This window comes from Brevibacterium sp. S111 (assembly GCF_004745075.1).
Classification (GTDB): domain Bacteria; phylum Actinomycetota; class Actinomycetes; order Actinomycetales; family Brevibacteriaceae; genus Brevibacterium.
Map to the genome: position 1 here is coordinate 153,168 of NZ_RHFH01000004.1, position 13,105 is coordinate 166,272.

12 protein-coding genes are annotated in these 13,105 nt (G+C 64.5%); 5 read left to right on the forward strand and 7 right to left on the reverse strand.

Going from position 1 to position 13,105, the window contains the following annotated elements; all coding sequences use genetic code 11:
- Positions 1-460: 460 nt before the first annotated feature.
- Both EB836_RS18145 and EB836_RS06425 read left to right on the forward strand, forming a co-directional pair.
- Positions 461-796 (forward strand): MobC family plasmid mobilization relaxosome protein, encoded by a 336-nt coding sequence (locus EB836_RS18145; protein WP_167854372.1) that lies wholly within the window; start codon positions 461-463, stop codon positions 794-796.
- Positions 796-3,072: a hypothetical protein gene (locus tag EB836_RS06425; protein ID WP_205683318.1), complete on the forward strand. Its 2,277-nt coding sequence runs from the start codon at positions 796-798 to the stop codon at positions 3,070-3,072. The genes EB836_RS18145 and EB836_RS06425 overlap by 1 nt, the downstream gene beginning before the upstream one ends.
- Positions 3,073-4,076: 1,004 nt before the next feature.
- Here the strand turns inward: EB836_RS06425 and EB836_RS06430 are convergent.
- On the reverse strand, positions 4,077-4,859 hold the full coding sequence (locus tag EB836_RS06430; RefSeq protein ID WP_135538678.1) for a hypothetical protein: 783 nt from the start codon (positions 4,857-4,859) through the stop codon (positions 4,077-4,079).
- Between the two features lie 2 nt (positions 4,860-4,861).
- Entirely contained in the window at positions 4,862-5,824 is a 963-nt protein-coding gene (locus EB836_RS06435) for a hypothetical protein (protein ID WP_135538680.1), read from the reverse strand.
- 26 nt (positions 5,825-5,850) lie between these two features.
- Here EB836_RS06435 and EB836_RS18640 point away from each other — a divergent pair, with 26 nt between their 5' ends.
- Complete coding sequence (locus tag EB836_RS18640; protein WP_135538682.1) at positions 5,851-6,174, forward strand: helix-turn-helix transcriptional regulator; 324 nt, start codon at positions 5,851-5,853, stop codon at positions 6,172-6,174.
- 151 nt (positions 6,175-6,325) lie between these two features.
- On the opposite strand, the gene EB836_RS06445 is transcribed toward EB836_RS18640, so the two are convergent.
- Positions 6,326-6,880 carry an antirestriction protein ArdA gene (locus EB836_RS06445; protein WP_135538684.1) on the reverse strand — a complete coding sequence of 185 codons (555 nt, stop codon included), beginning with the start codon at positions 6,878-6,880 and terminating at the stop codon, positions 6,326-6,328.
- A 391-nt stretch (positions 6,881-7,271) separates the two neighbouring features.
- Here EB836_RS06445 and EB836_RS06450 point away from each other — a divergent pair, with 391 nt between their 5' ends.
- Both EB836_RS06450 and EB836_RS06455 read left to right on the forward strand, forming a co-directional pair.
- Positions 7,272-7,514: a DNA-binding protein gene (locus EB836_RS06450; protein ID WP_135538685.1), complete on the forward strand. Its 243-nt coding sequence runs from the start codon at positions 7,272-7,274 to the stop codon at positions 7,512-7,514.
- The gene (locus tag EB836_RS06455) at positions 7,514-11,086 is read left to right on the forward strand and encodes a hypothetical protein (protein WP_135538687.1); all 3,573 of its coding nucleotides are present in this window, start codon (positions 7,514-7,516) and stop codon (positions 11,084-11,086) included. Before EB836_RS06450 ends, EB836_RS06455 begins: the two co-directional genes overlap by 1 nt.
- 68 nt (positions 11,087-11,154) lie before the next feature.
- On the opposite strand, the gene EB836_RS06460 is transcribed toward EB836_RS06455, so the two are convergent.
- The 4 genes from EB836_RS06460 to EB836_RS06475 all read right to left on the reverse strand — a co-directional run bounded on the left by EB836_RS06460 (position 11,155) and on the right by EB836_RS06475 (position 12,894).
- The gene (locus tag EB836_RS06460) at positions 11,155-11,427 is read right to left on the reverse strand and encodes a hypothetical protein (RefSeq protein ID WP_135538689.1); all 273 of its coding nucleotides are present in this window, start codon (positions 11,425-11,427) and stop codon (positions 11,155-11,157) included.
- The gene (locus EB836_RS06465; protein ID WP_135538691.1) at positions 11,424-11,708 is read right to left on the reverse strand and encodes a hypothetical protein; all 285 of its coding nucleotides are present in this window, start codon (positions 11,706-11,708) and stop codon (positions 11,424-11,426) included. The genes EB836_RS06460 and EB836_RS06465 overlap by 4 nt, the downstream gene beginning before the upstream one ends.
- Before the next feature lie 220 nt (positions 11,709-11,928).
- Complete coding sequence (locus tag EB836_RS06470) at positions 11,929-12,354, reverse strand: hypothetical protein (RefSeq protein WP_135538693.1); 426 nt, start codon at positions 12,352-12,354, stop codon at positions 11,929-11,931.
- Positions 12,355-12,582: 228 nt separating this feature from the next.
- Positions 12,583-12,894, reverse strand: a complete 312-nt coding sequence (locus tag EB836_RS06475) for a hypothetical protein (protein WP_205683319.1) — start codon at positions 12,892-12,894, stop codon at positions 12,583-12,585.
- Positions 12,895-13,105: the final 211 nt, after the last annotated feature.

Below are 13,105 nucleotides of genomic sequence, written 5' to 3' on the forward strand. Positions count from 1 at the left end.
GTAGTCGTCGCGCCAGCGACGACTACCGTGCCGACCGGAACATTCGAGCGAAGCGAGAATGTAAACGGTCGGATTGCTTGCCAGTAGCCAGGGCCCTGGGGCAAAATGGAAGTACGAGTCGTTCGCCAGAATGCGTCGTTGACGAATGGAGCCCCAGGGCCCTGGCCAGTGGGAGGGTGCAGTGAACGAGGAACGAGTGAACATAGAGCACCCGACTGTCGGCGAGGAGGACGTGTCCGACGAGCACCGTTCTCGCGGTCGAGACGCCTCCGGCGTTGAGACTCGCGATAGTGGCGACGGACCCGTCGCCACCACGGAAAGTGTCCAGCCTCGGTCGGCACGACCGGTCAAGAACACCGTAGTTTCCGCTCGACTCGACGAGTCTGGGTCAGAAGATTTCGCCTTCGTGAAGTCAGCTCTGGTCGGCAGGAAGTCGTCATCATCCGATGCAGTTCGCAAGATGGTGGAGATCACGGCTGCGACACTGCGCGACGAGAAGTACACCGATGCCTCGCGAGCACAGGAGCTGCGCACTGTCGACCTCGACGAGAGCCAGATCGCCTCGTTGAAGGAGTCGCTGGACCGGAACGCAACCGGCTACTCGGATGCGGCCTTCCAGTTCCAGAAGATCGGCAACAACGTGAACCAGCTTGCGCGGTCAGCGAACTCAGGCGACCGCGTGCCTGCTGCTGCATTGGAGCAGGTCTCGCGTCGTCTGGCACGGATCGAGGAGTCCCTGGCGCTCCTGGCCGATGATGATGGTGCACGTTCCACGATGCTTCGGCGGTGGTTGTGATGCCTTCGATGACGATCGGCAAGACGCCTGTCGCGTGGCGCCTGCTGCGGTACACGGTGAAGCCGAAGCCGGGCTCGACAAAGCAGGAGCGAGTGCTGCATGCAGCGGGACTCCACTGCCGTCCTGAGACCTCCACCGAAGAATTCGCAGCAGTGCGGCGTCGCCACGGCAAGCAGGGCGCGATGCGAAAGTCACCGGCCCGTTTCGAGCTTCCCGAACACGGCGAGGAGGCCACGCACGTGCGCGATACTCGCCCCGGTGGCCGCAGGTACTGGCGTGAGGCTCGGGACGATGAGACGGCGACGCACGTCAAGCACGAGGGCGGGTACGTGCGCCAGAACGAGGCGGTGCACTTCATCATCGGTTTCGGACCCGATGAGGTGAACCCAGAGGATCCCGAACAGGTCGCTCACGCATTCGAGTACACGGTCGCGCTCTTCCGGGAGACCATGCCCGGGCTCCAGGTCCACCTGGTTGGACAGGCCGATGGCAAGGGCATGACACCCGATCCCACGACCGGTGAGGTCAGCGGGAAGTTCCACGTGCACGCGGTAGCGAACGCCGTTGTCTATGAGGACATGGATGTCGAAGGCCGCGTCTGGCAGACGGGGTCGAAGATGTCCGGTGCGCTCACGGACATCGACAGCGTCCGCGAACGGCATGACGTCTTCATGCGTGAGAACCCGGAATGGGGCTTCACGCAGAAGGCGAAGCCTGTCTCCGAGCAGAAGAAGGAAAAGCGCTCAGTGATGGACCGTCGCATGCGTTCGCGCGGTGAACGGTCGAACCACGACATCATCCGCGACGCGATGTGGTCCGCGCTGCACGATCCTCGATCTGTCGATGACGCCTTCCTGTCCACGATGGGCGACCCCCGCACGGTCGACCGCAGCGCGTTCGAGGCCGTCATGGCCGAGTACGGGGCCATGCACGGTCTGTCGGTCGAGGACCCAGGCTGGCGTCGTGGCAAGCCGCCGAAGCAGCGCAAGATCAGCTACAAGCTCGACGGCATGGCGACGAACGTCCGTGGCGAAACACTCGGCGAACAGTACGAAGCCGACTTCATCTACCGGCAGCTGTGCGCGGTCGCCGCTGGCCGGGACGTCGAGCCGCGCGTCGAGAGCGCCGTCGTGGGGCCAGCACGCCAGGTCACGAAGCCGACCGACGACGAGCTGACCGAGGCCAGGGCCACGATCGAAGAACTCGTCCGCGAGGAAGAGCTCGACGCCTGGGTCGAGGACTGGGCTCGTGCGGAAGACGTCTCTGTCGAAGAGCTTCTGGACGAGCGGGGGATGTCGATCGACGACGAGGGCGACCGTGAGAAGCTCCGACGGTCCATGCACACATGGAGGGCAGCCCGGCAGAAGGATCACACGGCGTCGGAGCCGCAGACAACTGCGACCAGCAAGCCCGAGAGCAAGAGTCCCAGCGCAGCGGGCTCGCGGCAGCCTGCCCGGCGGGCCGCAGGGGTTCTGGACATCAGCGCCGACGTCGACCGCCAGTTGCAGGAGTCGGGAACAGCAGCCGAGGCTCTCCTTCAGAAGTGGGGGGTCGAGGAAGCGCCTCATCGCACCGAGACGGCTCCTGCCGCTCGGGAGGAGCGCCATGACGACGAGACCAAGGAGAAGCTGCCCGTCGCACCCGCTCGGCCCCGAGAGGATGACGAGGAGGTCGCCGGGGACACGTCCTCGGCTCTGGGTCCGGTCGTCACGACTACCTCGGTCGCTCCCGCTCCGTCCGCCTCTGGTGAGGACGAGGAATACCGGTCGCCGATGCGTGAGATGCCCTCGAAGAGCGAGAAGGGTCGGGTGCTGTACGCCCGCGTGGCGGCGTTCGACGAGGAAGCCCGCAAGGTGCTGGCCCGTGGTGAGCGGATCGACGAGAAGACCGTGCCCAAGGGCATCGGTGCAAAGTTCCTCGATGCGTTCGGACAGCAGCTCGACTCGGCCGTCGCCGTGCAGCTCCGGCTGCGCCAGGCGAAGAAGGAGAAGGCCAACGCTGCATTCGAACAGGGCAAGAAGGCCCAGGCTGCGATCGACGAGGTCAAGACCAATGCCGAGCTCGGTGGTGACCTCACGGGGATGTGGCAGCACTCCGAGACGACGCAGGAGCTGATCCGGGAGAGGAACGTCGCGAACCGGCGGCGGGCCCAGCTGCGGGAAGAGATCGCGCATGGCGTGTACGAGGACGTCCGCAGCAAGGCGCCCGACGTTGCTCCCGGGCATGATGAGCAGGTTGATCAGCAGCGCCAGCCGGACGGGCCGAGCCTCGGGTGAGGTCGGTCTTGCCCGGCAGCCGCAGCCGGCCATGGGTGCTCGGGTGGGAGCGTGCGCTCGGGTGGAGAGCCCGGCTCGTGGTGCCGGTGTCTGGAGCGGTTGGTCTTGCCCGGTGGCCGCAGCTGGCGATGGGTGCCGGCATGGGAGCGTGCGCTCGGGGTGGAGAGCCCGGCTCGTGGTGCCGGTGTCTGGAGCGGTTGGTCTTGCCCGGTGGCCGCAGTTGGCCATGGGTGCTCGGGTGGGAGCGTGCGCTCGGGTGGAGAGCCCGGCTCGTGGTGCCGGTGTCTGGAGCGGTCGGTCTTGCCCGGTGGCCGCAGTTGGCCATGGGTGCTCGGGTGGGAGCGTGCGCTCGGGTGGAGAGCCCTGCTGGCGGTGCCGGTGTCTGGAGCGGTCGGTCTTGCCCGGCTTCAGATGCCCTACACCGGAAAAGCTCTCTGACCAGGGAAAATATGTGATTTGTAGCGATGTAGGGGATGTATCGCAGAAATAGGGTTTATATAAAGGCGACCCGTTGAACATGAGGGCGCCTATCGAGAAAAGTTTTGGGGCGCCAGGCGCTACAGGCACTAAAAGCACCGCTAAACACCGGTTGACCTGGGCAAACATGGTGTTTGCAGGCCCTCTACACACCCCGTGAGTTTGGCTACAGAACGTGCTTCCTTGCCACTCCGTGGCCGGCAGGCATCCGCGGTTGCCACATACTGCCGCAGCGCACTGCTGTCTCGCCCTGAGTCAGGCGAACATCTCGGCTCTCTCGCCGATCCGTGACCGGCAGACTTCGACGACCAGTCGTTCTCTCCTCCCAGCTCAGAAAAATGCCTACGGTCGCGATCCCGAGCCGGTCGGCAATCACCTGTTCTCGCCTCAACAACTCGAATCGATCGATACCGGATTCGGGTTCGACGAGGGCGATCTCTGGGGATCTTGAGAGAGCGAAAGAAGAAGCCCCGGCAGGAGAGCAAATGCTCTCCTGCCGGGGCTTCCATGTTCTCCGACCAACTGCTTTACCAGATGCCACCAGTCTTCTTCACATGCACGGTCCGCGGCTGCTTGGCAGCCTCGGCTACGCGGGACGCGTTCGCAGCGTTGGCTCGCCGCGTGGCCGCACCCTCAGCACGGATGGTGCCGATGGCAGCACCGGTCATCGCTGCGTTGATCACATTGCCCGCGGCCTGCATCTTCGTCGCACGCTGTGCTTCGGCGAGCTGTGCGGCGTGCATGTCCTCGACGCGGCGCCTGTGCAGCTCAGTCTCGTAGAGGTTGAGTGCTGCCGTGATCGAGTTCGCCCGATGGTTCTGCACGGCCTGGGCACAGAACGCGACGGCCTCCTCGTGACGATACGCCTCCGGATAGAAGTCGGTGCCGACACGCTGCGCAAGGTCGCGGCCGGCTTGGACCAGCTGCCCGTCTATCTGCTGCTCCTCGGCGCGAACCGCGGCATTGCTTTGCTCCCGTCTCTCGTTCTCTCGCTCGGCGATCGCATGCTGCTTGGGCACGACCACGCGGTTGCGTAGGAGTAGGACGAGGAAGCCGATAAGCAATGCGGCGGGCAGAATCGCGATCGCCGCGTCGAACGTCGTGAATCCTGCGATGTAGACGATGCCTGCGCCTACGGCGATGAGGAGCACGACCCAGGTGCGCCACCTCCGCTTCAACGGCACGGGCGCCTGATAACGCTGGCCGAGGGCTGCTTTGGCGCGCCATTGGGCGTCAATGTACTGGAGGAGCTGGTGTAAGTATCCGAGGCGCTGGACGAGAGCCGTCCGCGGGTCACTGTCCATGTTCACGCTCAGCTCGCTATCCAGTTGCCGTTGGCGTCGCGCATGTAGCTGGCGACTTCACCTGCAACTCCGATAGTGCCATCCGTCATGACGGAGAGCTGGACCTCCGCGATGGAGCTGGCCTCGCCGTCGGAGTCAACGGAGCCAAGGCCTACCTCGAAGGCGTTGTCCGGATCGGTGGCGGAGGCTGCGCAGTGCCCCACGACGACGGCCGACGAATGGTCGGCCGCGACGAAGGTGCCCTCCTCGGGGGCGTTCGGATCAAACTCGTCGATCGAGGCGGCGTCACTGGAATCCTGACCGAGGAGCTGGGCGACGGCGGACGATTCGTCGAGACCAGAGTTCTCGACCGAGGTGTCGAGGAAAGTATCGATCATCTCCTGGCCGGTGAGCGTGTCAGGGACGGTCGCGTACTCCGAGAAGATGGAATACCCCTCGCCCTTCTCCGCCAAGCCAGTTCTGATCTCGTCCCAGGAGTCCTGACCGATCGAGGAGTAGGCGTCGCCGAGGACGCCAGCGCTGCTGTAGACCTCATCGAGCGTGCGGGCCAGGGAGTCGAGCGAGCTTTCTCCGGTCGCGTCGAGCAGCTGCTGCTCGCCCTCGGCGCGGGCGAGGTCCTCCGTGTTGTTCTCGATGAAACCGGCCGGCTGCCCATCGGCCCAGTCGAGGTTGAGCTCAGCGGCGCAGAACTCGGCGCTCTCGACGTCGTGGGCCCGGACGGTGAAGCCGTTGAGCACGAGCCCGTCCGCCTCGGTACCCATCGCCTCACGCAGGTCGTCAGGCACCTGGACCGTGATCTCCTCGGCCGGGTCGATTCCGTTGGTCTGGAACTCGAAGACGTTCGCGGCGGTCCCGCCGCCGGTCTCGTCGGTACCTGCGGAGGCGTCGGAGCCGCCCGAGCAGCCCGCCAGCAGCAGGGCGGCGCCTCCGAGGGCGGCGAAAGTGGTGGTCATCGTCGTGGTGCGGCGCATGGTGGCGAGCCTCTCTGGTCGTGATCATGGGTCGTATTGCTTGGTTCTATTCTATCGCAACCGGAACACATAGATCCTGGTTATCGTGGATAATCAGGCGGATTCTGGAAGGTGTGCCTCATAGTGAAGACCGCAAGTTCGAGCCTCGCCTGCAACGGCTATTCGGCTCGAATCTTCGCGCATGGCGCACGTCTCGCGGCATCACGCAGGAGCAATTGGCAGAGAAGCTAGAGCTGAGTGCTCGGTACGTTCGCACCCTGGAGACCGGGGCCGGCAACATCACCCTTCTCACGATGGAGAAGGTCGCCTTCGCTCTCGGTGAGGATCCGATCGAGATGCTGGCCGGCTAGTCGGCGAGCTCTGCCACCGAGACGGGGCCGTGGAGGGGGCAAGTGTGGACACACCAGAGACCCCTGCCCGGTAGGGCGACATAAGCACGTTCTGCGAACTGAGGTGGCGAGCACTCGAAGCAGAAGCAGAGCTTCAGATCGTTGTCCGTCATCACAGGTTCCAAAACACGAAGACGCCGGACCCGGGCGCATCCTCGACGGTGAAGTCGAAGGCCAGATCCCGCGTCCAGGCGGCCCAGTCGAAGTATCGAACGACCTCCTCGGGCACATCGGTCAGCAGGCCGATGTCCTCGGCGAGCTGGCGTGCGTACTCGTTGAAGTCATCCCAGGCACCGGCGTAGCGTTCTTCGAAGTCGGAGACGGACGGCAGGTCTCCCGTGCCCAAGGCGACGTAATCCCCGCTGCGCACCCATGCGCACAGCGCCGATCGTTGCTGATCGGGCACCTCAGCGAGCGTTCGTCCCCATTCGGCAGCGTCTTGTGGGCTCATTTCACCGGAGACAGGGATGTTCTCGTGGTCGAAGACCCAAAGCTCCTCATCGGCTTCGGGGCATAGTCCTGAGCCTCGGTATACGTCGTCGGCGGTGATGTCGTCGCAGTCCACAGCGTCGAACCAGTGCCCGATCAGGTTCCCCGCGTTGTAGGCACCAAGACTGCCGACCCAGGCCCGAGGGGTTTCATCTGTGGAGGTGTTGGCGATTGTCATATCAGGTTCCTCTCTCGTTGAGTTCGCGTGCTCTCCAGAGCCGCCTCCGGCGGCCGGGCCACATCTGGCCCACCTGTGGCCAAAATTTGCCCACGTTTGGCCCACTTGTGACCACAGAAGCCTGCCCGGTCAGGCGTGGTCAGAATGTGCCCACGTCTGGCCCACCTGTGGCCACTTTCTGGCCAGAATGTGGCCAGAAAGTGGCCACCCATGACCATTCGACAAGACCGTCCAAAACCCCTGATAACCCGCATAATCACGCGGAACTGCGGTAGAATTGGCAGAGGTCCGGATGTGAGAACCCGCTGTCGTCCTGGCTCGTGAAACCGTCACCCGGGGGCGTGCGGACCGCTGTCCCGCGGCCCGTAGGTGTCAATGACGGGAAGACCTCATGGACGACAACAATTCAACGGCAGCGGCCTCGCAGCCTCGCGGGCTGCTCGACGAGGGCCTCATCTCCGAAGCAGACCTCGCAGAGCGTCTCGGCTGGACCCGCGACTGGCTCGGCAAACGCCGTCGCCGCGGCGAAATGCCTGACCACATCAAGCAGGGCCGGACGATCCTCTATCCGCGCCCCGCCGTAGAGACCTGGCTTCGTGCCGGGCTGCACTCCACCGACTCGGGGGTGGCCTGATGAGCGCCATCACCCAGACGCACACGCCGGGCATCCGCGCCTGGAGGAATTGGACGCCCCGGCGCGTACTCGCGCTGGCGCTCATGCTGATCATCCCGATCACTCTGGTGCTCGGCTCTGCCTCGGGCGCCTTTGCCCAGGAGGATGAGGCTGAGGATGTCGCGGCGATGAACTTCTACCGGCTGAGCTCCTCGGTGACGGCACTGTTCTCTGAGGCGACCAAGCCGAAGTCGAAGCTCGATCTCACCGATACGGGCTGGCCGACGGTCTTCACCAACGCGTCCAGCGGTGGGTCGATGGTCGGTTACGTCGACAGCGACTTCAACCCCATCGCCGGCTGGCTGAACTCGAAGACGGCACAGTCCTCGGACGCCATCGGCTACGGCACGCTCATGACCTTCGACGAAGGCACGGGCATCGGTGGGCTCAGCGGTGCACAGCACTACTCCTACTTCGGAGCCACGCTCAACGGAATGGGCCTGGACTCGACCAGCACCGGTCTGTCGCTGGGCTTCTTCAACACCATGCTCGGCGGCGTGATCATGCTGCTCTACATCCTCACGGCAGCTGTCGACGGGCTGTTCTCGATCGTCCTCACGGTGATGGACTGGCTCAACCCGTTCAAGCTCTTCTATGTGGGTGTGAACGCGGTGAGCCCCCAGTTCGCCAACGGTATGACCGGTGGTGAAGGACCTCCTGGCTTCCTCGGCTCTCTCGCGGAGTGGGTCGGCGGCTGGTACCAGGTGCTGAACTCGCTGTCCTGGACGGTGCTGGTGCCGATCTTTATGGCGACCTTCGTCATGGGCATTCTGCTGTTCAAGAAGATGGACAAGGGCTCGGGTCTGAAGAAGCTCTTCATCCGCCTGCTGTTCATCGGACTGGGCCTGCCTCTGCTGGGCTCGATGTACACCGGCGCCCTGGGCGCCATGAACAACGCCACCGATGACGGCAACGCCGGCTCGACCAAGGTCGTGCTCTCCACCTACGTGGACTTCGAGGGCTGGGCTCTCGATCAGCGTCTGATGGTCCCTGAGGGTGCCACCATCGAGTGGAACAACCTCAGCAATCAGCCCTCCGGTGCGTCGCAGGCCAATGTCCGCGACACGGCGCTGCTCATCAACGCCCAGGTCTTCGACCTGCCTGGTGTCGAGGCTGTGGGAACCGACGAGGACGTGGCATGGGGCGAAGCCATCCGTGGCGGCGAGACCGACTGGAACGAGGTCAAGTACGGCCAGATCATGTCGATGCTGTGGCGCTACATGGGCAACGAGCAGGTGTCGGCTTCTGCGTTCGAGACCGAGTCAAAGTCCACGCTCTCACCTGAGGCGCGTGAGCTGGCCCCCGACTGGTTCGAGGGCTACATGAAGGACCCCGAGGACTCGGCGAAGCCGGACAAGACTGTTGCTCCGAACGTGAACCCGCTGCTGGTCACGGCTGACGGCACGGGCCTGACGCTCAACCAGGAGTCGGGTCGGACCGACAGCAACTTCGCCTTCTACACGGCAGGCGATGTCGGCGAGTGCGGACGCCAGCTCTCTACTCCCGGTGGTGCGCCTATGTCGTGCAACCTGGCTCCGCTGGCGATGTACAACTACCTCAACACGGACTTCGGCTCGACGTCGCTTCACACGTACTCTTCGGGCCGTTCGAGCTCCGAAGCAACGCGCTCGGTCCACAACTCGGTGAGCATGGTCGGAACCGGAACGATGAGCTTCATCTACTGGTTCAACGCTGTCGTGCTGCTGGGCTCGTTCGTGCTCATCGGCTTCGGCTACGCGTTCTCGATGATCATGGGCAACCTCCGTCGTGGTCTCCAGCTTGTGACGGCGATCCCCTTCGCGACGCTGGGAGCCATCGCGGGTATCGCCAAGGTCATCGTGTACTCGATCGCGCTGATCATGGAAGTGATCATCACGATCTTCCTGTACAAGTTCGTCCAGGAGTTCCTCATCGCTCTGCCGTCCATCTTCGAGAAGCCTTTCGCGGGCGTGCTCAACAACGGTGATGAGGGCAATGCTCTGATGCTGTACCTGGGCTCCAGTGGCCTGATCGCCATCATCATCACGCTGGCCGCGATCGTATTGACGATCATGTTCACGGTCATGGCTCTGCGTGCCCGCAAGTCGATCGTGAAGGCCATCGAGGAGGCGACGACCAAGATCGTCGAGAAGTTCGTGGACTCTTCGGTCGGTGCACCCGGAGGTGGTGGCGGGATGATGCCTGCCCTCGCCGGTGGTGCTGCGGCGGGGGCCGGTGCTGCGGTCGGTAACCGGATGATGAGCGGCGGCGGTGGCGGTGGGAAGAAGCCTTCGGGCTCGAACACCGGTGGCACCAACGGTCCCGGTGCCGTCGCCCCCGACGGTCCGGGCCCCGAGGGCGGTGGCTTCCTCGGAGGCGACGTCGACACTGATGGCGCACTCGATTCCGATGGAACCATGGCTCTGGCAGGCAACGACACCGAAGGTGGCGCTGCTGAGGGTGCTGCCGCTCAGGCGGCAGAGGGCTCTCAGGGCTCCGGCTCGCCCATGGGCGGTGCAGACGGTTCCGCGGGCGCTGACGGCTCGGACCCGGCCAGTGAGACTGAGCTCGGCAAGCAGGTCGAGAGCAGCGGTCTGTCGAACCCGACGGGTGACGCAGCCGATGGTGCCGAGGGTGGTGCTGACGGCAGCAGCATCGACGAACCCGCCGCTGATGGCGGGGCCGAAGGTGGCAACATCGAACAGCCTGCCGTGGGTGACGGCGATGCCATGGACGCGGCGTCCGGCTCGATGCAGGACTCGCAGGAGGGGTACAAGGAGGCTGACCAGGCGAAGCTCTCGGCTGGCACTGAGGGTGCTCAGGCTGCTGGTCATGGTGCTCTGGCAGCCGGTCGTGCTGTGGCTGGTGATGAGGCGGGAGCTGCGAAGTCTGCGGGCGATGCTCTCGACCATGGTGGCCAGTCCGCCTCGGCCGATGCTCGCTCCCGTCAGGCGTCTGCGGATGTTGGCAAGTCCAGCCTCGACTCGCAGAACACCCAGGCGGACAAGCAGCGCAAGCAGCAGATCAAGCAGGGTCAGCAGGTCTCCGGCGCGGGTAAGACCGTCTCCGGTGTTGCTGGCGCGGCTGGTGGCGTCGGAGGAGGCTCCGGTGGCAAGGCACCGACCGGTGGGGGCAAGACCCCGTCGACCGGCGGCATGGCTCCTTCCGCCTCGGCACCGAAGGCTCCCAGCAGCCCGAAGTCGTCGGCACCGAAGGCACCTTCGGGTCAGCCCTCAGGCTCGGCCCCGACCCGCCGTGGCAACGGTGGCGGCGATCGTACCCAGACCCCGGCTCGGTCGACCTCGCAGGGATCGAAGCAGGCTCCGAAGCAGACGCCCAAGCCCCCGGCTCCGCGTCCCGCAGCACCGCGTCCTACCGCGCCGAATCAGGCGGCTCAGCCGAAGCCGGCAGCCAAGTCGACTCCGACTCAGGCTCGCCGCAGTGGCAGCACGGCGGCCGCTCGTGACGGTGTGCGCAAGGCGCAGACTGTCAAGCGCCGTGCGGATGCGGCCAAGCGGCGGCGCGGACGGAAGGGAGGCCCCAAGACCCGGTAGACGCCGGCCAGTCGACGAGGAAAAGAAGATCCCCGAGGGCGGATGCCCCCGGGGATCTTCTGTGTTCGTCAGGACTCCTTATCTCCGTAGAGCAGCTCGGCGTCTTCCGCGCTCATGCACAGAATGTCGCCGATCTGCTGCCAGTCGAAGCCATCGGTCTTGGCCTCCTTGACGATGGCCTTCCGAGTCGGTTCGATCTGGATCTCAGCCAGCCTCAGCAGCCCGAGGTCGTCCAGCGGGTCGTCGCCGCCAGCAACCAGCTGGTTCGCGATCGTGCGCAGCTTCTGTGCCTGCTCCCTTCGTGCGGCCGCGACGCGGCGGTAGCTGTCTGAGCGCTTCATGACGCCTCCTTGACGTAGGTGATTGCGGCCGCGGTGGCCAGCGCGAGCACGACAGCGATGACGAGGTACCCGGCGATGAGGCCGAACACGGCGATCAGCCGGCTGTCGGTGCGAGCGACGTTGTCCTTCCGGGACGTGGACCGGTGCAGGGCGACGTGCCCAAGTGGCACGGCGACGATTGCGAGCCCGACGATGCCGAACGCGAAGGACAGCGCCGCGACAGGGTCGATCTGCCGAAGCCGGGCGAGCCCGACAGGCTGGACTTCGGTGATAGCGGACATGTGAACCTCCTAGGTAGATTCGGTCTGAGGGACGTCTCCTTCGCCCATGCCCCCGGGCCCGCCCCCCGGCGGGCCATCAGCCACACTGGCGGCAGGGCAGTCACCGCCTTGTCCTCACCACTTCAGAGATGGGCAGGACCCCGTGGGCAGAGCAGTAGACGACTCTGCCGACCCCAAGGTCGGGAAAGAACAGCAGCTCGTTCTTGATCCTCCCGAGTGATCAGTGCTGATCGAGGTACGCGACCCTCTTGGAAGCTGCGGCAAGCTGCTCTTCGAACACAGGATCGCGACCGGTGGTGGAGACGCCGGGAAAGTCGTCGACGCACTTGGTCTCGTCGAGGATCTGCAATCGATGGGCTGTCCCACCGTGGGGACCCACTCGTAGGCTCTCGACATGGTTTGCCACACGGGCAGCGACGAGCGCAGCAGCCAGGCCAGAGTGCTCGGTCCAGTCCTTGACGAAGACTTCACCAGGTTCGGCGACGTAGCCGGAGCTGAGGAGGTTCATAGTGAGTACCTCTTCCTCCTCAGTTGTGGGGTCGATGAGCACTAGTGCGTGCTGTCGACTGTCGTATCGGATCTCTCCTGCCCGGTCGAGACTGGTCAGACTGAGCAGTGCGTTTTCTCGGATCGTGGTCCAGGTCATGGCGTGTTCTCCTGTTCGACTGTGAACAGACGGGCTCTGCTCACCGGGAGAACTCCCGAGCCGCGCTACGCGCGGCCGACTTACCAGTGTCGTGGCAATAACTACATGCGCCTAGACGGGCGCACATTGTTCCGTTCAGGACGCAGGGCCGGTCTCCGCCGGACCCCAACGAGACAACCTCGACAGAAAGGATCTTGCGGTACAGAGAGCAGACACGCCGTCGGACGGTCAGCCATCCGAAGGACGAGTCTCGGCGCCAATGAAGCGCAGCACACGGGCGCGGATGTCGTCCCTGTCGGTGAGCAGTCCGGCCCCGTCGACGATGTCGACGATCTCTTCGACTGTGTACTCGTGCCCGAACAGTTCTTCGTCAGAGTCGTAGTAGCCGAGCAGATCACGCTGCTCCCGGATGAGTTCAGTCGTGGCATTGCGCAAGGCGATGAGATCGTGCAATCGAGCCTCTTCCTCGCTGAGATCAGGGTCGCCCTTGAACCAGTGAAACTCACGGGCGTGGGCTTCGGCATTGGACTGTGCAGTCATGGTGATCTCCGTTCTCAGGGGTGAAGGCACATGGTCTGTGCTTGTGCACCCGAGAACCCGGGACGCCTCTGGCGGCCAACGACGCAGTGTTAGTACAGCCTTGACGTCACGTTCGGCGGCGCGGCAGGAGTGCACCACTGTGAACTGCGGATATGGTAGAAGAAACTTCAGAGGCAGTACTTCGTCACGCGATCCAAGCGTGCAAGAGAGG